This window comes from uncultured Traorella sp., from assembly GCF_944327115.1.
In the GTDB taxonomy this organism is placed as follows: Bacteria; Bacillota_I; Bacilli_A; order Erysipelotrichales; family Erysipelotrichaceae; genus Traorella.
This window is the reverse complement of sequence record NZ_CALVGS010000052.1, coordinates 26646-48247: the sequence shown is the minus strand read 5'-3', so window position 1 is coordinate 48247 and position 21602 is coordinate 26646. Positions and strand designations below refer to the sequence as shown.

The following is a 21602-nucleotide window of genomic DNA, read 5'->3' as shown; positions in this document are numbered from 1 at the left end:
AAATAAATATTCAAAAGAATTGATCAAGAATATCGTAATTACTGCTTTGGTCGGAGCTTTAGCAATATATGCAGGATATGTCATCGTATTTGAATGGGCAGCTGCATATTTCCCATCAAGAAGTTTGCTGGGTGAAGAGATTATTGGCGGATATACGATGTTTGCCGATATATTTGGCAGAGAAACACTGATTGAACATTATCGGCTCTATTATTTACTAGAAGGATTGGTATCATATTTTTTGATATCTTTGGAATTTGGATTGCTGACGATTTATGTATCACTACGGACAGATAAGAAATATTTGATCGTACTGATTCCATTTCTCTTTTATGTAATCAGTGCTTTGATGGGATCAGGAGAGCTGGATTATTATTCGGTATTGGCTTATACGGCACCATCAACTTATCAGTATCTCATGACAATCTATCTTGCCTGTTATCATGTAATTGTTTTAGTAATAATAGGTGGAATAATTTATTATTATATTAGGAAAAATAAGGAAAGAATCATATAGACTGACTGATTTATAGTCATGAAAGATAATAATTCTTAAACGGCTCTACTAATGTATTATTGCGAGGTTCCATTTTAGAAGGTAACGGATTTTTGATGATTTCTGGAAGATTCAATCTATAAAAACAAATAGATTGTGTGGAAGAATTGAGAGGTGTGAAAATGAAAAAAAATAGAATATCATTACCTATAATTTCTGGCTCATTTTTAACAAATGTGGAAGCAAATACAAAGACGCGGACTGGTAAAACAATAACTTATTCAGGTACAACAGTTGTTACAGGTTTAACAATACCATCCATATCTACAAGTAGCGGAATAATTCCTAACTGCCTAGAAAATGTAAAATCAAAAATTTCAGGATTCAGATTTGCTTTCTAATGGATCTATAAAACTATGAAAAGAATATGGATTCGCTACTTTATAAAAACTGTCATACTATTTATTGTTTTATCAGCAATTATGTTTTATACCCAAGAAGGAGATTCTTTAAGGGCCAGATTTGGTGAGCCAACACCGGAACAGCTTTATTTTGTGAATGAATTAAATAATACGAATGAAATATATTTTGCGATGTGTACGCCTTTAGAAACAACTTTTATGTTTGGTATGGGGTTATGGCAGATTCTGATTCCTCTCATATCTACCTATTCAGTATTTTCATTTCTTGTATATAAAGATAAAGTGATGCATTTTACGGCAATAAGAAAAAATAAATATTCAAAAGAATTGATAAAAAATATAATATTGACCGCCTTGATTGGCGCTTTGGCTGTTTACATAGGATATGTCATCGTATTTGAATGGGCAGCTGCCTATTTCCCGTCAAGAAGTTTGCTTGGTGAAGAAATCATTGGCGGTTATACAATGTTTGCGGATATATTTGACAGAGAAACACTGATTGAACACTATCATTTGTATTATTTGGCCGAAGGATTTGTATCATATTTTTTGATTGCTTTGGAGTTTGGCTTATTGACGATATATGTATCATTAAGAACAGATAAGAAGTATTTGATCGTACTGATTCCATTTCTCTTTTATGTAATCAGTGCTTTGATGGGATCAGGAGAGCTGGATTATTATTCGGTATTGGCTTATACGGCACCATCGACTTATCCGTATCTCATGACAACCTATCTTGTCTGTTATCATGTAATTGTTTTAGTAATAATAGGTGGAATAATTTATTATTATATTAAGAAAAATAAGGAAAGAATCATGTAAAAATGATCTAACTGAATAATTTTACGAAGAATTTATTGTATGTGAATTGTATAAAAAGTTATTTAAATATATATTGAGAACCAATTTGATGGAAAGAAGGTAATTGTAATGAATAAAGTAAAAATAATTTTATGTAATGTTATTTATATTGATTCTGAAAGCGTATTTGGTGTATGGATATGTTAAATATTATTAAAAAGAAAATTTCACTTTATTTTAATTACATAACAATTGCAATTATTATTCTTTTTTCATTCTTTTTGTATTTTGATATTTCAAGGGTTTTAGGCTATTTTAATGGAGAAATGTATTACAGTATAGGAAGTAATTTTCAGCCTCTTTTAATTATTTATTTAGGTGAATTTGTATTATTGTTTTTTAATCAGGAACCTATGGAAATGATGGTTACAAGATATACTCTTTGGTTAGATTATGTCGTTGATAGAATTTGTCGTAATATGGTTTTGGTTCTGGCTTATTTAGTTCCTATCTGTTTTGTTCTTTTTACAACACATATGTGTAATTTATTTGAAGTGATACAAGTTTATTGTTATCAGTGTTTTACAGCTCTGTTGTTTATTTTTATAATAATATATTTTGAAAAGATTGGCAAAAAAGATTGGTCTTATATTTTTTTTCCAATAGTATTATGTTCCTCAATTATGACGAATAATGACTTTCTTCAATCAATAAATATATTTTATGGTATATATCCGAGCGGTCCGAATATGCAGCTGTCACACTTTGTTATTTACTTGTTGCTGTATGTATTGATTTATTGGTTGATAGTAAAGGGAAAAGAGATTGTTCATGATGAAGACGATTAAATTAGTTTTGATTCAAATTTTATATATTTCTATATTTTTACTTATTTTATGTGAGTCGCAGTTACAAAATTATTATTTTCAAGGAAATGAATTATCTGAAATATTGAAAGCTGCTTCTTTTCAGTTTACAAATAATCCAATGGCTCAAATTCGTCTGTTTATATTCTATTCATTATTATTTACGCTTATAAGCATCAATATGGTAGTACAGGTATCCGATGAATATGGGCTGGATAGTTTTATAATATATCGCTTTCAAAATAAGAAAAACTATATTGAATATGAATTAAAAAAAATCGTAAAAAAAGGTATCGAACAATTTATACTGATATTTCTATCTATTCTTCTTGCCAGCTTGATTTTTGTGTTTTTAATCAGAAACTATAACTTTTCATTTACAAGCTTTATTATGCTTTTTATATTTAGTGTTAAATATGGATGTATATATGCTTCTATGTCAATATTGGCAAAGATACTTCTAACTCGATTTAATGTTAATGTTATTACAGTGGTTATTTTGATCATTTATATCTTTATAATAATGTTAGATATTAATTTTCATTTTTTAGATTTAATATTCTTTTCAAATTCAATGATGGGCATGATACAAAATATCATTTGTTTAATTATTTGCAGTGTGATCTATTATCTTATCTTAAAATATAGAAAGGAAATAGTGTAGAGGTACATATTATGAGTATTGAATTAGTCAAAGTTACAAAAGGATTTAAAAATAAACCTTTATTTCATGATTTCAGTTATACGTTTGAAAAAGGGAAAACTTATGTTATCCTGGGAGATAATGGTGTAGGAAAGAGCGTATTGTTACGAATGATTTGTGGTTTTTCATTATGTGATTCGGGAAAAATATTGATTGACGGCAAGCAATTGGGAAAGGAATATGATTTTATTCAAAATGCTGGAGTTTGTATCAATAATCCTGATTTTGTTCCATATTTAAGTGGAATAAAAAATTTGGAAATAATTGCATCTATAAAAAAGATATGTGGTAAAGAAGATTTATATAAATGGGCGGATATCTTTGAAATGAAGGGTGAAATTGATCGTACCTATCGTAAATATTCGATGGGTACAAAGCAAAAATTACGGTTAATTCAGGCATTTATGGAAGACCCTGAGTATATTATTTTGGATGAGCCTTTTAATGGATTGGATCACAGCGTGAAGAAAAAATTGATTGAGATTATTCGAAATGAGCAGAAAAATGGGAAAACGATGATTCTTACAAGCCATTATCTTGAAGAGGTTTCACAGTTTGATTGTGAAATTTTAGAATTAACAAAAAACCATTTAGAAAAAGTGAAGTTTAATGAGAATTAAATAAAGATAGATGAGTCAGTTTTATGCAAGATATTTTAGATGAACATGTATTGAAAGAAATGGAGGATAGAAGGTTGATAGGTAATAGTAGTTTTATATTGAGAAATAAATGCAAGAAGATAAAAAAATATGGAATGATATTGCTTGGTTTTTTACTTCTGGCTTGTACGCCTAAACAACTAAAGCTTATTGACAATAATAATCCAGACTTGACAGAAAGCATGAAAAATTTCTTTCAGGCTGATGCAGATACTTATGTAAAGGGAGAACATTTTCAAGTAAAAATATTAGATGTTTCAAAAGTATTTTATGATGACCCTTATTATGGTGAATCTTATATTTATCGTTATCAGATCGTTATAGCGCCACTTTATGAAGAAATGATTCATATTAAAAAATTTTCTTTTTCACTTGATCAAAAACTTGTTGATTATTATAAACAAGAGCCGGGTTATATGACATTTGATAGTTTTATTATTCCATATTTTGAAGACTTTGAAATACCGGTAAAATATGATTCTAATGAATTTGTAGCATATTATTTTGATAAGACATTAGGAAATATGGGAAATGCCAGAGTGAAGAATAATTTTAGTGAAGAAGAATATGAGAAAGGTATGTCAACGCTTTATGTTACGATTGTTTGCAGTAATATGGAAGAAACGATACCAGTAGAGTATGTAGGACAGATCCATACTTATGATCGTTATGAAGATATACCGGAGGATCGGGAAGATTTAAAAGCTTTGTATCTGGATGGCAGTTGCAGAGAAACAGCAGGTCCTTATGAAAAAGAGATATCTGATGATTGATGGTACAGAAGGGAGGGATATAATATGCTTAAAAGAAAATTATTCATTACAGTATTTTTGATGAGTATAGGCTGTTGTATCTTTCTTCTTGCAGGAAATCGTTCATATCAAAATCAAACGGTCACAATACCAGACAAAAAAGATTATAAGTTGAATTTTGAGAATATCACTCTATTCACAGAAAATATAGATAAAGAAGAGAGTAAAAGTATAAATTTTTATCTCAAGATATCCAGTAATACGAATATAAATATAGATGAACATGATAAAATGAATATTAAGATTACGTTTCCTGAATTTTTTGCGGGAACAACCGGTTTTACAAGTGCCAAGTCTGAAATATTACCTAAAAAAATAAGCAAAGACCAATCTTTACAAGTACCTATCATGACTTATTTGGTTCCTGCTGATATTTATGAAAATTTGGAAATACCAAAAACGTTGAAGATAACGGTATATTTAAATGATCAGCTATTTGCGGAAGAAGACTTGGATGTGATCATACAAAATGTATGATAAGTATTTAGAGATTATGAGTGTAAACGAATTGATATAGTAGTATCTATTTTGATGGTTTCGTATCGGATAATATAAGGAGATCATATGAAAGAGAAATTAAGACAATCATTGGTATTTCGGTTATTTATTGTTGTGGCAGGCTGTCTATTGCTGATCAGTGTCGTTGGTGTTATTCAGATGATAAGGTGGAGGGAACCTGACAGAGGAACAATTTTTGATAATTATACATATGCTAATTGTGCAAAATTTGAATATATTGAAGAAGAAAATGAAAAATATTTATATGTGGATAGCGGAGCAACGGGTAATCCATTATTAACTTATTTTTATGGCTTAAAATTTAGTAAGACCGATGAAGAAGCGAATGATCGGTGGCTTTATAAAATTACATATAATTGGAATGAGTATTGTGACAACTGTGAGGAAACAATTGTGCTGTTGAGTGAAGATGGTTTAAGTGTCAATGGTTTCAAATATGTTCCTGAAAGCTCTGATCCTGAGGAATATTATCAGCTTGTGCTCGATCAGATCGCTTATCTGTACGAAGAATATGGTGAATACAAAGAAGATGTAGAATAGGTCAGGTGAGTGTATGAAGAAAATAATATGTGTAGTATGGATGATGTTTGCTCTTATCGTTGCCGGGTGCTCACAGGTTCAGGATAAGTTTCCGGAAGATTCTTTTTACAGCGCTTTAGGTGTTAAATTTGAATATGTCGATGATGACGGGTATATATTTGTCAATCGGGCAAATGGTTATCCCATGATCATGTTCTTTCCTAATGTTTCCCGTAATATAGAAAAAACGGATGAAGCATTTGAAGGAGATTGGATATATCGACTGACTTACAATTGGAATGGTTATTGTGTGGGATGTGAAGAAACGATCGTATTGGTTAATGAATCCGGTGTAAGCATTGATGGTGTCAAGTATGTTCCTAATGAAGATGCAAATGAAAATTACATGGATCGTTTATTGGAGGAACTGGATATGATGTATGAATATTTTGATGCTTATAAAGTGTCAGATTGAGCTTTAAAATGATGAATATTAAATATAGCTCCTGTTTGTTTGGCAAACAGGAGTTTTCTGTTGTGATTTTTTATAAAAGTTTGATTATAAATTTTTTTATTACCGGGAATCTTCCGGCATAAAATGAGGGAGATCATATCAAAAGTACAGGCATTATTTTGGAGATTGTAAAATAAAAATTGAAATTATTTATCAAAATATTTTAATTATAATTAAAATTTTATTTCATTTCAGATTGAATCATGTTATACTATACATGTTAAGAAAGCGGTTTCCAGGAGGGCTCGAATGAAATTTAAATGTGAAGAGAGAAAAATCTTGTGGGGTGGCGCAACAGCCGCAAGTCAATATGAAGGAGGATGGAATGAAGGTGGAAAGGGTATTGATACCCAAGATTGCAGACCTTATATGAAGAGAACATCAAATGCAACGACGAATACCCGTTTATTAACGAAAGATATCGTTGAGCAGGCAAAGATGTCTAAAGACGGTTATTATCCGTTCCGTAAAGGATCAGACGGATATCATCGTATGGAAGAAGATATTGCATTATTGAAAGAACTGGGCATTGATATGTATCGTTTTTCTATAAGCTGGGCCCGTTTATTTCCAAAGGGTGATGAACAAGAACCGAATCAGGAAGGGATCCATTATTATGACAAAATTATAAAAAAACTGCATGATGCAGGTATAAAGATATTTTTGACCATGAATCATTATGCAATTCCTCTACACTTGGTAGAAGCATATGGTGGTTGGACAAATCGAAAGCTTATTGATTTTTATGTAAGGTTTGCAAGGGTCGTATTTGAAAATTGGGGCGAATATATTGATTATTATCTGCCATTTAATGAAATTAATGCTGGTTATTTTTCACCTTATAACGGTGTAGGACTATTGAAACCTGTGGAGGGAGATTATGATCAATCTCTTGTTTTTAAGTCGTTACATCATCAATTTGTTGCTAGTGCAAAAGTTATTGAACTTGGTCATTCTATGGTCAAAGGGAAATTTGGCTGTATGATTGCTTGCTTTTGTTACTATCCTTATTCATGTAGTCCTGAGGATAATATGAAGATGGTTACTGAAGAAAATACAAATACCTGGTTTTGCGCAGATGTGTTAGCAAGAGGTAAATATCCGTCTTATATGACACGATTTTTCGAGGAACGTGGTATTGAATTTGAGATAACAAAAGAAGATGAAGACGTTTTATTTAAAAATACTGCTGATTTTGTTTCCTTCTCTTATTATCAATCTTCAGTTGTTTCTTGTGAGGAAAAAGAAAAAACAGCCGGAAACTTGGTAGTAAGTACAAAAAATCCTTATTTAAAAGCCACTGAATGGGGTTGGCAGATTGATCCCATCGGTTTGAGAGTCACATTAAATAAAGTATATGATCGATATCAAAAACCTGTCTTCATTTCAGAAAATGGATTGGGAAGCAGAGATGTTTTGGAACCAGATCTAACGATCCATGATGAATATAGAATCAGATATCTTAAAGAACATTTTGAACAAATCGAAGAAGCCATTCAAGATGGCGTGGATTTAATCGGGTATATAATGTGGGGAATCATAGATATCGTATCTGCAGGAAGCTGTGAAATGGAAAAACGTTATGGTGTCGTTTATGTAGATGCGGATAATTTTGGAAATGGAACATATAATCGTTATAAGAAAGACAGTTTTACATGGTATCAGAATTTTATTAGAGAGAAGAGGAAAAGTGTACATGGAAAATAAAAGTTTGGCAGGGTTGATTACAGAACAGCAAAATCCGGATACAGTTGATATAGACAGCTGCTCAACTGAAGAAATTCTTATAAAAATAAATAATGAGGATCAAAAGGTTGCAGATGCTGTAAAAGAGCAGATTCCGGCAATAACAGCTTTAGTAGATGCGGCCTATGCAGCAGTGAAAAATGGCGGACGTATCATTTACATAGGAGCTGGTACTTCAGGGCGTTTAGGTATTTTAGATGCTTCTGAATGTCCCCCTACTTATGGGGTTTCAGCGGATTTGGTGCAGGGAATTATTGCCGGAGGAGAAAAAGCTATCTTTGCAGCACAAGAAGGAGCAGAAGATTCATTTGATCAATGCATCAAAGACTTGAATGAAAGGAATTTAAGTTCTAAAGATATCGTTATTGGTCTTGCCGCAAGCGGGAGAACACCTTATGTCATAGGAGCTTTAAAGTATGCGGCTTCTATTGGCGCAGTAACAGGCAGCATTTGTTGTGTTGAAGATGCGGATATTTCAAAATATGCTGATTTTCCGGTAGAAGTGGTAACGGGTCCGGAAGTAGTGACAGGATCAACGAGAATGAAAGCCGGAACAGCAGAAAAAATGGTTTTAAATATGATATCTACTGCAACGATGATAAAAATGGGAAAAGTTTTTCACAATTATATGGTTGATGTCCAGGCAACGAATGTGAAGCTGGAAAAGCGTGCCAATGGTATGTTGAAAAAACTTTTGAAAATTGATGATGAAGAAGCGCATGATTTATTTGCTGAGAGCGGAAAGAACGTAAAAACTGCCATCATCATGCATATCATGAATATGGATAAGACAAATGCTCAAAAGGTTTTAGAAGAAGCTGACGGACATATTTCCAAAATAATCAGAACAGGTGTATAAAGGAGGTTTCATTAGAATGGAAAACATGGAATTAATTGTATTTGAATTAGTAAGCAAGGGCGGTAATGCGAAAGGATTGGCTTATGAGGCAATTGCTTGTGCAGAAAAGGGAGAATTTGAGAAAGCCGAAGAATTATTAAATGAGGCCAATGAAAGTCTGGTATCTGCACATAAGGTGCAGACAGAAATGATTCAAGAAGAAGCTGCCGGCAAACATCATGAAGTCACGGTTTTATTTGTTCATGCACAGGATCATTTAATGGCGGCTATTGAAGTTTGTACACTCGCGGAAAATTTGATCCGTATGAATAAACGATTATATGATTTAGAAAATAAGTAGGAATATAAATGAAATATAAAGAAATTAAAATTCAGGATAAAACAATTCGTGGCTTTTTGCATGAAGGAACAGGTCATGATATCGTTTGTATCATACATGGGTTTATGGGTAATAAAGCGGATCACCACTTTATGCTTCGTACATTTGGAGATGATATTTGTCAGGAAGGTTTTTCAGTATATCGATTTGACTTTTTAGGTTCCGGGGATAGTGATGGTAGTTTTTTTGAAGAAGAAAGTATCAAGAGTCAAATTGAGCAATGCCAATATATAGTTCGACAATTTCAGAAGGAAAATTATAAGGTACATTTATTTGCTTTTAGTTTGGGTGGGGTTATCGCCTCTCATGTGGCTAAAAAGATGAATGTAGAATCATTGTTTTTATTATCACCGGCCGGAAATTTTGATGAAATATTATTTCAAATGACACGTGATTCAATGGATGAAAGTAATTTAGAAGTAAATGGATTTAAAATAAATCCAAAGCTGATGGAAGAAAGTAAAAATTTTGAATATTTTAGTGGAATTGACAGGTATCAGGGACCTATAAAAATTGTTCAGGGCACAAAAGATCAATATGTGACAATGGAAAGCCTGGATAATTATAAGAAGGCTTATACAGGAGCTGAAGTGATTTTAATTCCTGATGCTGATCATTGTTTCAGCAGAATTTCATATACAGAAAGCGTTCGAAAGGAGGTTCATGATTTTTATGGCAGAATTAAAAACTTGGCAAGTAAAGAATAAGGATATGCAGAGAAAATATAGATCCTCTGCAGGTGTGACAGACTATGATATTCCCATTTTCGGATATAAGAGTGCTTTTCTTATTCTTATCGTTACATTTGGATCTTTATTTTTGATACCTCAGGCATGTGAGTGGATGAAGATCGACTATCGTTTGCCTACCGTCTTGTTTGGAGGACTTTTCTCAGGATTTTCGGTAGCTTTTTCTCAGTTTTTCATAGAAAGAAAGACAGGGATATGTAAATCATTTTGGATCGTTGGATTGCTCTTATCTGTATTTATAGCTTTTTTGATCTTTTTAGTCGTATATACAGGTATAATAGCGTAATTGTAAAATAATATTTCAAAAAAAATAAAAAATTAATAAAATATTATTGCAGGAAAGCGATTACAATGCTATAATGAGCATGGTTAGAAAAACAGAAAGGAGATTGTACATGAAAGTATTGTTAGTTTGTTCGCAGGGGATGTCGAGTGCTATTTGTGCAAAAGCATTACAGGAAGCAGCAAAAAAGGATGGAATTGATATGAGTGTTTCTGAATGCAGTACGCAAGCTTTTGCAGAAGAAATTAAGAACGGGTATGCGATTGGGTTAGTTGCTCCGCAAATTCGTCATCGTTACGATGTATTGAAGGCTCAGGCGACTGATGCCGGGGTTCCTTGCGTATTGATCCAGCCACAAGGCTATACGCCATTAGGCGGATCAAAATTATTAGCTCAGATCAAATCTGAGTTAGGCGATTTAAAATAATAAATTGAAAGAGAGGGAAATTAAAGATGTTTGATAAAATCACAAAATTTATGGATGAGAAATTATCAACACCAATGGCCAAGTTAGCAGAGCAGCGTCATTTACGTGCCATTCGTGATGGTATTATTGCTACATTACCGTTAATCATTGTTTCATCAATGTTCATGGTTATTGCTTTCTTGCCAAATTCAATGCCAAGTGATTGGGGGATTACACAGTTTATAGCTGCAAATCAGACGAAGATATTAATGCCATATCGTGTTTCCATGTATATTATGACATTATATGCTGTATTCGGTATTGGTTATTCATTGGCACAGTCCTATGATTTAGACGGTCTGTCAGGAGGAATTCTTTCAGAATTAGCATTCTTGTTAACCATTATTCCTTCATCGATTCCTGCAGTTACAGAAGGAATAAAAACTTTAGCGGCTTCAAATGAAGAATTAGCCAATTTTCTTTCACAAGTACCATCAGGATTTGTATTGCCAATGGGTAATTTAGGTTCTGCCGGAATGTTTATCGGAATTATTGTTTCATTCTTTGCTGTTGAAGTCTTCAGATTTACACAGAAAAGTGGATTCAAAATTTCTATGCCGGCTCAGGTACCGGCTTCAGTTGCCAGATCTTTTGAAGCATTAACGCCAACTGCTATCGTTTTATTAGTTGTCGCAACGATAACGATGTTTATTGGAATTGATGTACATTCTATCGTAGCTACCATTATTTCACCATTAATCAAGGCTTCAGATTCTTTGCCATCTGTATTCTTGATTATCTTCTTAGCACAATTCTTCTGGTCATTTGGTATTCATGGCTGGTCAATCGTAGGGTCATTGGCTCGTCCGTTATGGCTGGTATTATTGGAAGCAAATACGACAGCATTCGTTTCCGGTACAGAGATAACGAATATTGCTGCTGAGCCATTCTATCAGTGGTTTGTCATGATCGGAGGTTCAGGTGCAACATTGGGATTAGCGATCTTATTTGCCTTTAAAGCACGTTCTGCATATGGTAAAGCTTTAGGAAAAACAGCATTGATTCCATCAATATTTAATATCAATGAACCGATGATTTTCGGAGCACCTATCGTATTAAATCCAAGATTGATCATTCCATTTATTATTGCACCGCTCTTAAATAGCTTGATTGCCTGGATCGCAACATCCATGGGACTTGTTAATCGTGTAGTTGCCAGTTCACCTTGGACGCTGCCGGGACCAATTGGAGCATTCCTTGCTTGTGGTAATGATTGGAGAGCTGCTGTATTAAATGTATTGTTGATTATCTTATCGATCATCGTTTATTATCCATTCTTCAGAATGTATGATAACGGATTATATAAAGAAGAATGTCAGGATGTATCAGTAAGTGAGGCTTAACTAAATAGAAATGCTCTGTTAGAATAAAACAGGGCATTTATTGTAAAAGGAGGACATATGAGAAAATTAGGAATATCGATCTATCCGGAAAAATCAGATAAAGAAACAATTCTGTCTTATATTGACAAAGCGGCAGCACGTGGATTTTCAAGAATATTTTCTTGTTTATTATCAGTAGAAAAAAGCAAGGAAGAGATAAAACAGGATTTTAAAGAAATTAATTTATATGCGAAAGAAAAAGGTTTTGAAATTATCGTAGATGTGGCCCCAAGAGTTTTTTCACAACTAGGAATCAGCTATCAGGATTTGTCTTTCTTTAAAGAAATCGGAGCTGACGGATTACGTCTGGATGTCGGATTTACAGGAAGCGAAGAATCACTCATGACATTTAATCCATATGATTTAAAAATTGAAATTAATATGAGCAATGATGTCAGTACCATTGATACGATCATGGATTATCAGCCAAATCGTTATAATTTATATGGTTGTCATAATTTTTATCCACATGCATATTCAGGTCTGGAAATAAAATTCTTTAAAAAATGTACAGAACGATTTAAAAAGCATGGTTTGCATACCGCTGCCTTTGTCACAAGCCAAAATGAAAATACCTTTGGATCATGGCCGGTTACAGAAGGTTTACCAACATTGGAAATGCATAGAAATTTACCTATCGATGTACAGGTTCAGCATTTTATCGCAATGGATTGTATAGATGATATCATCATTTCTAATTGTTATCCAACAGATGAAGAATTAGACAGCGTGAGTAACTTGGATTTATCTTTGGTCACATTTCATGTAAAGCTGGAAAAGAATGTTCCCGAAACCGAACAAAAAATATTATTTGAAGAATTGCATTTCAATCGGGGCGATAAAAATGAGAACATGATTCGTTCTACGCAAAGCAGAGTGAAATATAAAGGGCATGATTTTGAATTATTTCATCCAAAAGAAATGATTCAAAAAGGAGATATCGTAATTGAAAGCAGTAAATACGGGCATTATGCGGGAGAGCTTCAAATAGCACTGCATGATATGAAAAATACGGGTATGTCGAATGTCGTGGGACATATAAGAGAAAATGAAATATTTTTATTGGATTACATCAAACCATGGCAAAAATTTCGTTTCGCAAAGGATGAAGTATGCGATATTATGTAGGAATTGATGGCGGCGGAACAAAGACAGCTTTTATTTGTTATTCAGAGAAAAATGAAAAAGTATGTGAATTTACGCTTTCCAGCTGTCATGTCCTGCAAGTCGAAGAAAATGAAGCCATACAAATTTTGGTTAGCGGTATAGAGAAAATATGCATGCAGAATAATATTGATATAGATGATGAAGTTTATATTTGTGCCGGATTGGCAGGTTATGGGAAAAATAAGGAAATCAGGGAAAAAATAGAAAGGATATGTGCCAAGAGCTTTCAAGGACATGCTTATATCATAAAAAATGATGCAGAGATTGCTTTGGAAGGAGCATTGAATGGAAAAGATGGGATCTTGTTGATTGCCGGTACAGGATCTATTGCACTGGCTAAACATAATGATGAGTATGACCGGTGTGGTGGCTGGGGATTCCAGATCGGAGATGAAGGAAGTGCATATTGGATTGCGAAAAGACTTCTTCAGGAATATTCCATGCAGTGTGACGGACGAAAACCTCAAACAGCACTTATGTCCTATCTTAAGGAAAAATGTGAAATAGATGATGATTATGATATGATAGCTTTCATCTCAAATGTTTTGGAAAATAAGCGTGATAAAATTGCAAATCTCGCAATATATGCATATGAATTGGCAAAAGAGAATGATGCCGCTGCAATTGTAATATATGAAGAAGCGGCAGAACATCTGTATCAAATGATCCATGCGTTGGAATCAGATTTCCCGGAAAATGTATTAGTAAGTTATGCCGGTGGCGTATGGAAAGCGGGTCATTATATTTTAGATCCGTTGAACAAATTATGTGATGAAAAAATAAAGATCATCGCTCCTCTTCACAATCCGGTATATGGAGCATATTTACTTGCAAGAGATGCATTTAAAGAGAAATAAATGAAAAAACAGCCGATATTCTTGCTTATTTAATAATTTAATCTTTCTTTGGCAATCAATTTAATGTTATTATAATATTATAATAAGGAGAGAGAGGTAACAGTGTGAGTTGCATATATAAAATAAAACAAGCATCATCTTCTTTTACTGCCACAGAAAAACGCATAGCAGACTACATATTGAATAATCGAGAACAAGCCCTGACATTTACGACACAAAGGTTAGCAGAAGAAACAGGTACTTCAGCTGCAGCGACAATTCGCTTTGCGCAAAAGCTGGGTTATAAAGGTATTACTGCTATGAAATTAGATTTAGCGAAAGATGAAGATGAAAGTGATGAATTATTTAATGTCTTAATTGAAAAAACTGATTCTGTCGAAGTAATGGTGAAGAAGATCCAAAAGATATCAGAACGTAATATTCAACAGACATACAAGCTCCTTGATATCACAAATTTAAAGAATGCAATAGATAAAGTAAAACATGCCAAGAATATCTATTTGATCGGAGTAGGAGGCAGTGGAATTGTTTGTATAGATTTTATGCAGAAACTGACCCGTATTAATAGAAATGTAATTTATCATGAGGATTTTGATGTGCTTTTAGCCAGATTGGCCCATATCAGCAAAGAAGATATTTTAATAGCCATCAGTTATAGCGGTGAAACCCAGATGGTAAACCTGGCTGTAGATTACGCAAAGGAAAATGAGGTTCCGGTTATAGCGATAACACAGTATAATGTGAAAAGTACGTTATCAAAAAATGCAGATATAAAGCTTTATACACCGATTGAAGAAAAAGAACTGCGCTTAGGTGCAATTTCTTCAAGAAATTCTGCATTGGTATTAACAGATCTGATTTACTATGGAATAGCAAAAGAAAACTTCAATGAAACCAAATCTGCTTTAACAAAGACAAGAAGCCTGATTCATAAATTAAAAAAGAACAAGTAATGGTAGTATTGTAGATTTTTATATAGGCAATCTTTATATTTTCATCAATCAATGATGAAAAAAATCTCCTGTTTGTGAACGCAAACAGGAGTTTCTATTATTTATAGATTTCTTTGTATAAGCGAACCATATCGCTGACTTTGATTTCTTTTCTTGTATTGCTTGGTGATCCGCTGGCATAAGCATCATTTGCCATTTTATCAATGCATCCGTCAAATGTTTCCTTATCAATGCCATATTCACTCATCGTAGGTACATTCATCTTGGCAAGGAAATCAACGAGATAATTGATGAAGTCATTGGCAGCTTTTTTGTCAGAAGTGCTGGTTGATACACCGGTGTAGCGGGCAATATCGGCAAAGCGATCATAAGCGCCATCAACGACATATTTCATGCAGCCTTCCAGTAACATGGCGTTACTTAATCCATGAGGCACATGGAAGAGGGCACCGATCGGGCGGCTCATACCATGAACGATCGTTACGGAAGAGTTATTGAAAGCAATACCTGCTTCTAAGGCAGCCAGTGACATCTGAATACGTGCTTCTTCATTAGATGGTTCGTTGTAAGCAATCAGAAGATTGTTGAAGATTCTCTTGATGGCACTAAGTGCAAAGGTATCGGAAAGTGGCTGTGCCTTTCTTGAAGTATAGGCTTCAACAGCATGGCAGAGGGCATCGATACCTGTGGAGCTTGTTACAGATTTAGGGGCACTCATTGAGAATAGTGGATCGATGATGGCTACATCAGGAATGAGGCAGGCACCTTTTAGAAGCATCTTTACTTCTGATGCGGTATCGGTGATGATCGTAAACATCGTTGCTTCACTTCCTGTTCCGGCCGTTGTCGGAATGGCAATCATCTTTGGCAGATCCATTTCAATGTTTTTACCCATGTAAGAAGCAATCGGTTCTTTTGACTGGTTCATCATAGCGATTGCTTTCATTGAATCAATCGGTGAACCGCCGCCGATGGCAATAAGGAAATCACATTCATTTTCCTGATAAGCTTTGACACCATCAGCAATCATGATATCATTTGGTTCGCCTGTAACACCGGCAAAGACAACAAATTTTTGATCATTGGCACTTAAGATATCAATGACTTTTTGGGCATTTCCCAGTTTGATCATCGTTTCATCTGTCACGATCAGGGCTTTTGTACCGCAAGATGCTATCGTGGCTTGAGCATCATTTAAAGCGTTAGAGCCGCTGATGATCTTAGATGGAGTTAAAAATGTATGTGCCATATTATTTCACCATATAGCCACGAATCAGCTTGCAGAGGTCATCATAGCCTCCCAAGAATGAATTGATGGTTGCTTTAAAGGCACCATAGTGTTCAAAGTCTTCAGGTTTTAAACCATCTTCATCATAGGCTTTGCGGAATTCTTCAAGTTCCATCAGCTTAGATAGATAATCCGGATTTACCGGCTGGCTCATATAGTCTTTGATCTCATAATCAGATTCATTATATTTAACCTGCCATGCATAAGGAATCGTCAGAACGATATCGCCGCCGATAAATGACAGCCAGTGATAAGGATTTCTGTAAGCAGCTACTAACAATTGTGTACGATAGCCTCTTTCCTTATATATCTGATAAGCATGCTTTACAACTGCGACACCTGCCCATTCCAATATTTCAGGTTCTACAAGCATTCCTTTTGCTTTGATATCATTTTTCAAATAGTCATCGACACGTCCTGCCATGATCGTACATACCGGATGCATCGTATCAATTGGCAAGCCTTCGGCTTCACGACGCTTCAGACCTCTTTCAACTGCTTCCGCAACGGCAATGGCCTGAGCAACGGTGAAGGAAACGGTCGCATTGATGCTGACACCACGATAGGTCATTTCTTCATAGGCTTCGATACCGGCTTTTGAAGCAGGAGCCTTTATCTGGGAATTTTCAACGGTTGCTGCCAGCTCGCAGGCATGATCGACCATCTTAGCGGCATTATTATAAAATTTAGCGTTTGTCTGGAAAGAGATACGTCCTTTCTGTCCGTTTGTTTCTTTAAATATAGGATAGAGAAGCTTGCTTGCTTTCGCTCCCATTGATTTGATCACTTCCCATGCTACTTCATCTTCACTGAAAGTCGGATTGTCAGCAATGATCTTTTCAATTGTCGGTTCCCATTCCTTCAATTCTTTTTTCAATACATTCAAAACGATGACCGGATTGGTTGTTGCGCCTACTGCACCGTTTTCAATCGCATAGCTCAGCTCGTTACAGCTGCAGGAGTCATTCCATACCTGTGTCTGCGGAAATTTTGTAACAGTTTCTAATAATTTTTTCATTTTGCCTTTTACCTCTTTCCTTTTTCTTTGTTGAAAAAATTAAAGTGAATCGCTATAATATTGAGGAGGATGGTGAAGAGATGAAATATAATCGAATCAATGAAATAGAAGCTTATCTTCGTAAAGTAAAATCATCAACGAATGAAGAGCTGCTGGATATTTTTAAGGTATCAATGCAGACGCTTCGTCGTGACTTAAAAGAGCTGGAAGACCGCAAGATCGTCAGCAAGGTATATGGAGGTGTCGTCATCAATGAGGATGATTCCATGAAAGGAAAGACCTTCATCGACATCAAATTGCGTTTAAGCTCTCACCTTGAAGAGAAAGAACGTATCGGTGAAGTTGCCGCAAAGGTCATCGAAGAAAACGATGTCATCTTTGTGGACTCCGGTACGACTGCCTGCCATATCATTCCTTATCTTGATAAGACAAAGAATATTACCGTGGTGACAAATAGTATTTTAGCAATGGAAGCTTTAAAAGATTGTGAGGATATGAAAGTCATCCTTCTTGGCGGGGAATATTGTCCTCGCATCCGAGGTTTTAATTTTGATGCAACACATGCGCATTACTATTATTCAAAAGCTTTTTTGGCGACGGTCGGACTTTCTCTGACAAGAGGTTTGACCAACATGGATCCACAGGACGGTATATTGAAGCGACAGGTGATAGAACGTTCTGACAAGGTCTATCTCATGTGTGACTCCAGTAAGATCGGCTGTGTAGCGTTCAATCGCTTTGCAGATCTTGAAATGATCGATGCGCTGGTTACGGACAAGCTTCCGGAAGTAAAATACATGAACTATTTCAAAAAACATCAAATCAAAGTCATTACACCTCAATAATCTTTGATTACAATTACATTCTAGGACAAGTTACTCACAATGTCAACAAAATATTATCAAAAGTTACTCAAAAAAAATAATGAAATCCAAATATGAAGAAAAGGAGTGGAAAAATTAGGTTCTGCTCCTTTTTAATACACACAAAATTTGAAAAATATGAATGAAAACGTTATAATAAGTTTGAATAAATAAAAATTTACCACATTTGTTTCCATGTTTCTTTTAATGAAGAGTGGAAAACTTGTGATAAATTACACATGAAAGGAGTGAAGAGCTTGAACGATAACAAATCGAATTACTACACCCAGCAAATATTGAAAGCCTTTTTAGAAAATGACATGGTGACCAATAATCAGCTGGCAAGTGAGATAGGTTTGTCAGAGAAAACGATTCGCACGAAGATCGATGCTATCAATACGATGTTGATGGAAAATGGTTTAGGCGAAATCTGCAAGAAGCCTCGAATCGGTATGTGGCTGAAAGCGGATGAATATCAGCGCAGCAAGATCATGATGAATGTAACAAGCGCCAACAGGGATGTCATCCAAAGTGACCAGTCACGTATGATCGCAGCTTTACGCAGGATTCTTAAAATGAATAGAACGACGAGTTTAACTACAAGACAGCTGGCAGATTATCTCTATCTCAGCGTACCGACAGCATTAAAGGTCATCAATGACTGTAAAGACTGGTTAAAGATTTTTTCTATCAATCTGAATATCGTCCGTAACAAGGGATTGGAACTTGAGTGCAGTGAGGTTAGCTATCGCCTGGCTTTAAAGAATTTCATTATGAAAATGGAGAATACTTCGGATATTGATGCCAGTATTCTGTATTTCATGCCCGGGTTAAATGTAAATCTGATACGTAAAAGCATCATTTCTACGGAAAAGGAATGGGGCTTTAATCTGGCAGATGAATCTTTTAATGAAATTTTGATTTACTCCTGTATGAGCGTTTTTGAATGTATGCAGGACAAGCGTAAGTCATTGCAGATTTCAAAAAGCGAATTGAAGACGCTGTCACAGTACAGCGAATATCGTCTTGCGGAAATGGTATTCAAAAAGATCACTGAAAATATGGATCTGCAGATTCCAATCGAAGATATTGCTTTCTTATCAATTCAGATCTTGTGTGCCAGAATGATCGATCAGGGATATAACGGCACCGGTCTGCATTCGATCCTGGAAGAATATGATTCTAAGCTGGAAGCCTTTGTGAAGAAGGTCATTGATGTTGTCAGCAATGTGACCAATGTCGATCTGACGAATGATGAGGAGCTTTATCGCGGTTTGCTGCTGCATCTAAGACCCATGATTTTCAGGATGAAGTATGAGCGTACGTACTCGAATGAGCTGACGGGCTATATCAAAAGCGAGTTCAAACAGACACTGCGTATCTCATGGCTCATCTCAGTGCTTTTTGAAGAAGATTTCGGTTTGAAGATCACGGAAGACGAGCTGAGCTATATTGCCTTATATATTCAGTCAGCTTTGGATCGCAACTCATCACCGATCACGGCACTGCTTGTTTCAAATGCAAGCATGGGAGTGAATCAGATGATCTGTGATAAGCTGAAGCGTTCCTGCGATGAGCTGAAGACGATTCATGTCAGCAGCATGCATGATTTTAATATCCGTGACTGTGAAGATGTGAATCTGATCATTACGACCAAGCATCTATATCTGGAGGATCCCCGCATCGTGGAAATCAGTGATTGGATCAACGATACCGGTGTCAATAAGGTGAAGGAGAAAATCCGTCAGATCAATTATCAAAGCAATGAGAAAAGGGTGCATTTCGATGCTTCCTGTCACCAGCTTTTTGAGCCTGACCTGATCTTTGTTCATCAGAAGGTCAAGGATAAGACAGAGCTTTTGAATTTGATCGGAAAAAAATTAGTTAAAAAGGGTTATGTTACCAATAAATATATTCAAACGGTCTTTGATCGTGAAAATATCACACCGACATCCATCGGTAATGGTGTAGCGATTCCTCATGGTGATCAAAACGAGATCAATGAGGCAAAGGTAGCAATTGCCACCCTGCAAGAGCCGATTTTATGGGACACTGAAAAAGTAGATGTGGTCTTCCTTTTGGTTGTGAAAATGTCTAATGAATTTGAGGCCAATCGGACACAGATGTTTTATAAGCAATATATCAAGCTTGTTGATAGCGACGAGAAAGTCAACATTTTAAGAAATATTGAATCAAATGTCGATTTCTATACATATTTGGTTCAATAAGCAATGGAGGGAAAAAATATGGCACTTATAGATATTTTGGATGAGAATATTATTGATCTTGAAGTAGAAGGAACTACAAAGGATGAAGTATTAAGAAATTTGAGTCAAAGACTTTTGGAAAATGATTATATTACAAGTGTAGATCAGTTTGTATCGGATATTTATGTACGTGAGGCAGAAGGACCTACGGGCATGGGAAATCATATTTCAATTCCTCACGGAAAAAGTGATGCTGTTAAGAAGATCGGTATTGCGATCGGACGTACGAAGAATATGATCAAATGGGAAAGCAGCATGTCGAATGACGGTTTTCAGGATACAAATATCATTTTCTTATTCTGTGTAAGCAATGATTCTGATTTTGCTGCCAATCATATGATGCTGCTGGCTGAATTGGCAGGCAAGCTCGGTAATGATGCACGTGTTGCGAAATTGCAGGATGTAAAAACGAAAAAGGAATTGATCGATGTGATCCTGAATGAGCCTGAAAGCGGTGATGCCGGGGATAATCAGGAAGATGAAAACTTCGATGTTGATATCAATTTCTCTTAATAAAATATTCAAAAAATGCTCATAAAATAGACATGAAATGAAAATAAATTAAAAATTACCACATTAAAATTACCACTTAACTTTTACTGAAAGGGTTTACGAGTGTTAAATTATGAATGTAGTTAAGCAAGTCATTTAGAAAGTTGAGGTGAAAATAATGAGAATTGTAGGTGTTACATGCTGTACTGCAGGTATCGCACATACATATATCGTAGCTGAGAAGATCCAGGCTGCTGCTACTGAAGCAGGTCATCAGTGCAAGATCGAAACTCAGGGAACGATTGGTGCGCAGAACCAGTTGACAGCTGAAGACATTGCTGCTGCTGATGTTGTTATTTTAGCTCATGATATCGCAGTAGGCGGAGTTGAAAGATTTGCCGGTAAGCCGGTAGTTGATATTCCTATCAACGTTGCAATGAAGAATCCAAAGAGCTTGATTGCGACAATCGAAAAGAAGTTAGCTAATAGAAAATAAAAAAAATAAAGAGGGGTAAAATT

At 35.0% G+C, this 21602-nt stretch carries 26 protein-coding genes; 24 read left to right on the top strand and 2 right to left on the bottom strand.

Going from position 1 to position 21602, the window contains the following annotated elements; all coding sequences use genetic code 11:
• From Q0K35_RS05195 to Q0K35_RS05100, 20 genes are all read left to right on the top strand, one after another.
• On the top strand, positions 1–517 hold a 517-nt coding region (locus Q0K35_RS05195), incomplete at its 5' end, for a hypothetical protein (protein WP_294561613.1).
• A 161-nt stretch (positions 518–678) separates the two neighbouring features.
• A complete protein-coding gene (locus Q0K35_RS05190; RefSeq protein WP_294561612.1) occupies positions 679–897 on the top strand; it encodes a hypothetical protein in 219 nt (72 codons plus the stop codon).
• Positions 898–912: 15 nt separating this feature from the next.
• Complete coding sequence (locus tag Q0K35_RS05185; RefSeq protein WP_294561611.1) at positions 913–1743, top strand: hypothetical protein; 831 nt, start codon at positions 913–915, stop codon at positions 1741–1743.
• A gap of 179 nt (positions 1744–1922) precedes the next feature.
• A complete protein-coding gene (locus tag Q0K35_RS05180; RefSeq protein ID WP_294561610.1) occupies positions 1923–2570 on the top strand; it encodes a hypothetical protein in 648 nt (215 codons plus the stop codon).
• Positions 2554–3252 (top strand): hypothetical protein, encoded by a 699-nt coding sequence (locus tag Q0K35_RS05175; protein WP_294561609.1) that lies wholly within the window; start codon positions 2554–2556, stop codon positions 3250–3252. Before Q0K35_RS05180 ends, Q0K35_RS05175 begins: the two co-directional genes overlap by 17 nt.
• 11 nt (positions 3253–3263) lie before the next feature.
• On the top strand, positions 3264–3911 hold the full coding sequence (locus tag Q0K35_RS05170; protein ID WP_294561608.1) for an ABC transporter ATP-binding protein: 648 nt from the start codon (positions 3264–3266) through the stop codon (positions 3909–3911).
• A 23-nt stretch (positions 3912–3934) separates the two neighbouring features.
• Positions 3935–4723 (top strand): hypothetical protein, encoded by a 789-nt coding sequence (locus tag Q0K35_RS05165; RefSeq protein ID WP_294561607.1) that lies wholly within the window; start codon positions 3935–3937, stop codon positions 4721–4723.
• 24 nt (positions 4724–4747) lie between these two features.
• Complete coding sequence (locus Q0K35_RS05160; RefSeq protein WP_294561606.1) at positions 4748–5239, top strand: hypothetical protein; 492 nt, start codon at positions 4748–4750, stop codon at positions 5237–5239.
• Positions 5240–5326: 87 nt separating this feature from the next.
• Positions 5327–5821: a hypothetical protein gene (locus Q0K35_RS05155; RefSeq protein ID WP_294561605.1), complete on the top strand. Its 495-nt coding sequence runs from the start codon at positions 5327–5329 to the stop codon at positions 5819–5821.
• Positions 5822–5834: 13 nt separating this feature from the next.
• Positions 5835–6275 carry a hypothetical protein gene (locus Q0K35_RS05150; protein WP_294561604.1) on the top strand — a complete coding sequence of 147 codons (441 nt, stop codon included), beginning with the start codon at positions 5835–5837 and terminating at the stop codon, positions 6273–6275.
• Between the two features lie 288 nt (positions 6276–6563).
• Positions 6564–8021 carry a glycoside hydrolase family 1 protein gene (locus Q0K35_RS05145; RefSeq protein WP_294561603.1) on the top strand — a complete coding sequence of 486 codons (1458 nt, stop codon included), beginning with the start codon at positions 6564–6566 and terminating at the stop codon, positions 8019–8021.
• Positions 8011–8919, top strand: coding sequence for an N-acetylmuramic acid 6-phosphate etherase (murQ, locus tag Q0K35_RS05140; RefSeq protein WP_294561602.1), 909 nt, complete (start codon positions 8011–8013; stop codon positions 8917–8919). The genes Q0K35_RS05145 and murQ overlap by 11 nt, the downstream gene beginning before the upstream one ends.
• A 16-nt stretch (positions 8920–8935) precedes the next feature.
• Positions 8936–9259 (top strand): PTS lactose/cellobiose transporter subunit IIA, encoded by a 324-nt coding sequence (locus Q0K35_RS05135; RefSeq protein WP_294561601.1) that lies wholly within the window; start codon positions 8936–8938, stop codon positions 9257–9259.
• A gap of 8 nt (positions 9260–9267) precedes the next feature.
• Positions 9268–10005, top strand: a complete 738-nt coding sequence (locus Q0K35_RS05130) for an alpha/beta fold hydrolase (RefSeq protein ID WP_294561600.1) — start codon at positions 9268–9270, stop codon at positions 10003–10005.
• Positions 9971–10333, top strand: coding sequence for a hypothetical protein (locus Q0K35_RS05125; protein WP_294561599.1), 363 nt, complete (start codon positions 9971–9973; stop codon positions 10331–10333). The genes Q0K35_RS05130 and Q0K35_RS05125 overlap by 35 nt, the downstream gene beginning before the upstream one ends.
• A 109-nt stretch (positions 10334–10442) precedes the next feature.
• A complete protein-coding gene (locus Q0K35_RS05120) occupies positions 10443–10757 on the top strand; it encodes a PTS sugar transporter subunit IIB (protein WP_294561598.1) in 315 nt (104 codons plus the stop codon).
• A gap of 26 nt (positions 10758–10783) precedes the next feature.
• Positions 10784–12139 carry a PTS sugar transporter subunit IIC gene (locus Q0K35_RS05115; RefSeq protein WP_294561597.1) on the top strand — a complete coding sequence of 452 codons (1356 nt, stop codon included), beginning with the start codon at positions 10784–10786 and terminating at the stop codon, positions 12137–12139.
• 57 nt (positions 12140–12196) lie between these two features.
• The gene (locus tag Q0K35_RS05110) at positions 12197–13306 is read left to right on the top strand and encodes a MupG family TIM beta-alpha barrel fold protein (protein ID WP_294561596.1); all 1110 of its coding nucleotides are present in this window, start codon (positions 12197–12199) and stop codon (positions 13304–13306) included.
• Positions 13291–14202 (top strand): BadF/BadG/BcrA/BcrD ATPase family protein, encoded by a 912-nt coding sequence (locus Q0K35_RS05105; protein ID WP_294561595.1) that lies wholly within the window; start codon positions 13291–13293, stop codon positions 14200–14202. The genes Q0K35_RS05110 and Q0K35_RS05105 overlap by 16 nt, the downstream gene beginning before the upstream one ends.
• A gap of 104 nt (positions 14203–14306) precedes the next feature.
• Entirely contained in the window at positions 14307–15155 is an 849-nt protein-coding gene (locus Q0K35_RS05100; RefSeq protein WP_294561594.1) for a MurR/RpiR family transcriptional regulator, read from the top strand.
• A 97-nt stretch (positions 15156–15252) separates the two neighbouring features.
• Here the strand turns inward: Q0K35_RS05100 and Q0K35_RS05095 are convergent, their stop codons facing one another.
• Both Q0K35_RS05095 and Q0K35_RS05090 read right to left on the bottom strand, forming a co-directional pair.
• Positions 15253–16404 carry an iron-containing alcohol dehydrogenase gene (locus Q0K35_RS05095; protein WP_294561593.1) on the bottom strand — a complete coding sequence of 384 codons (1152 nt, stop codon included), beginning with the start codon at positions 16402–16404 and terminating at the stop codon, positions 15253–15255.
• Position 16405: 1 nt separating this feature from the next.
• Positions 16406–17461 carry a transaldolase family protein gene (locus Q0K35_RS05090; protein WP_294561592.1) on the bottom strand — a complete coding sequence of 352 codons (1056 nt, stop codon included), beginning with the start codon at positions 17459–17461 and terminating at the stop codon, positions 16406–16408.
• Positions 17462–17541: 80 nt separating this feature from the next.
• Here Q0K35_RS05090 and Q0K35_RS05085 point away from each other — a divergent pair, with 80 nt between their 5' ends.
• From Q0K35_RS05085 to Q0K35_RS05070, 4 genes are all read left to right on the top strand, one after another.
• Positions 17542–18306, top strand: a complete 765-nt coding sequence (locus Q0K35_RS05085; RefSeq protein WP_294561591.1) for a DeoR/GlpR family DNA-binding transcription regulator — start codon at positions 17542–17544, stop codon at positions 18304–18306.
• A gap of 275 nt (positions 18307–18581) precedes the next feature.
• The gene (locus Q0K35_RS05080) at positions 18582–20552 is read left to right on the top strand and encodes a PTS sugar transporter subunit IIA (protein WP_294561590.1); all 1971 of its coding nucleotides are present in this window, start codon (positions 18582–18584) and stop codon (positions 20550–20552) included.
• Positions 20553–20570: 18 nt separating this feature from the next.
• A complete protein-coding gene (locus Q0K35_RS05075; protein ID WP_294561589.1) occupies positions 20571–21104 on the top strand; it encodes a fructose PTS transporter subunit IIA in 534 nt (177 codons plus the stop codon).
• 157 nt (positions 21105–21261) lie between these two features.
• Positions 21262–21579, top strand: coding sequence for a PTS fructose transporter subunit IIB (locus Q0K35_RS05070; RefSeq protein WP_294561588.1), 318 nt, complete (start codon positions 21262–21264; stop codon positions 21577–21579).
• Positions 21580–21602: the final 23 nt, after the last annotated feature.

Bases quoted from the DNA above. Each gene is read 5' to 3' on its own strand.
- Q0K35_RS05180 (WP_294561610.1), top strand. From the start codon at position 1,923: ATGTTAAATATTATTAAAAAGAAAATTTCACTTTATTTTAATTACATA.
- Q0K35_RS05120 (WP_294561598.1), top strand. From the start codon at position 10,443: ATGAAAGTATTGTTAGTTTGTTCGCAGGGGATGTCGAGTGCTATTTGT.
- Q0K35_RS05175 (WP_294561609.1), top strand. From the start codon at position 2,554: ATGATGAAGACGATTAAATTAGTTTTGATTCAAATTTTATATATTTCT.
- Q0K35_RS05110 (WP_294561596.1), top strand. From the start codon at position 12,197: ATGAGAAAATTAGGAATATCGATCTATCCGGAAAAATCAGATAAAGAA.
- Q0K35_RS05155 (WP_294561605.1), top strand. From the start codon at position 5,327: ATGAAAGAGAAATTAAGACAATCATTGGTATTTCGGTTATTTATTGTT.
- Q0K35_RS05105 (WP_294561595.1), top strand. From the start codon at position 13,291: ATGCGATATTATGTAGGAATTGATGGCGGCGGAACAAAGACAGCTTTT.
- Q0K35_RS05150 (WP_294561604.1), top strand. From the start codon at position 5,835: ATGAAGAAAATAATATGTGTAGTATGGATGATGTTTGCTCTTATCGTT.
- Q0K35_RS05170 (WP_294561608.1), top strand. From the start codon at position 3,264: ATGAGTATTGAATTAGTCAAAGTTACAAAAGGATTTAAAAATAAACCT.
- Q0K35_RS05130 (WP_294561600.1), top strand. From the start codon at position 9,268: ATGAAATATAAAGAAATTAAAATTCAGGATAAAACAATTCGTGGCTTT.
- Q0K35_RS05085 (WP_294561591.1), top strand. From the start codon at position 17,542: ATGAAATATAATCGAATCAATGAAATAGAAGCTTATCTTCGTAAAGTA.
- Q0K35_RS05095 (WP_294561593.1), bottom strand. From the start codon at position 16,404: ATGGCACATACATTTTTAACTCCATCTAAGATCATCAGCGGCTCTAAC.
- murQ (WP_294561602.1), top strand. From the start codon at position 8,011: ATGGAAAATAAAAGTTTGGCAGGGTTGATTACAGAACAGCAAAATCCG.
- Q0K35_RS05070 (WP_294561588.1), top strand. From the start codon at position 21,262: ATGAGAATTGTAGGTGTTACATGCTGTACTGCAGGTATCGCACATACA.
- Q0K35_RS05075 (WP_294561589.1), top strand. From the start codon at position 20,571: ATGGCACTTATAGATATTTTGGATGAGAATATTATTGATCTTGAAGTA.
- Q0K35_RS05185 (WP_294561611.1), top strand. From the start codon at position 913: ATGAAAAGAATATGGATTCGCTACTTTATAAAAACTGTCATACTATTT.
- Q0K35_RS05135 (WP_294561601.1), top strand. From the start codon at position 8,936: ATGGAAAACATGGAATTAATTGTATTTGAATTAGTAAGCAAGGGCGGT.
- Q0K35_RS05165 (WP_294561607.1), top strand. From the start codon at position 3,935: ATGCAAGATATTTTAGATGAACATGTATTGAAAGAAATGGAGGATAGA.
- Q0K35_RS05125 (WP_294561599.1), top strand. From the start codon at position 9,971: ATGGCAGAATTAAAAACTTGGCAAGTAAAGAATAAGGATATGCAGAGA.
- Q0K35_RS05090 (WP_294561592.1), bottom strand. From the start codon at position 17,461: ATGAAAAAATTATTAGAAACTGTTACAAAATTTCCGCAGACACAGGTA.
- Q0K35_RS05190 (WP_294561612.1), top strand. From the start codon at position 679: ATGAAAAAAAATAGAATATCATTACCTATAATTTCTGGCTCATTTTTA.
- Q0K35_RS05160 (WP_294561606.1), top strand. From the start codon at position 4,748: ATGCTTAAAAGAAAATTATTCATTACAGTATTTTTGATGAGTATAGGC.
- Q0K35_RS05115 (WP_294561597.1), top strand. From the start codon at position 10,784: ATGTTTGATAAAATCACAAAATTTATGGATGAGAAATTATCAACACCA.
- Q0K35_RS05145 (WP_294561603.1), top strand. From the start codon at position 6,564: ATGAAATTTAAATGTGAAGAGAGAAAAATCTTGTGGGGTGGCGCAACA.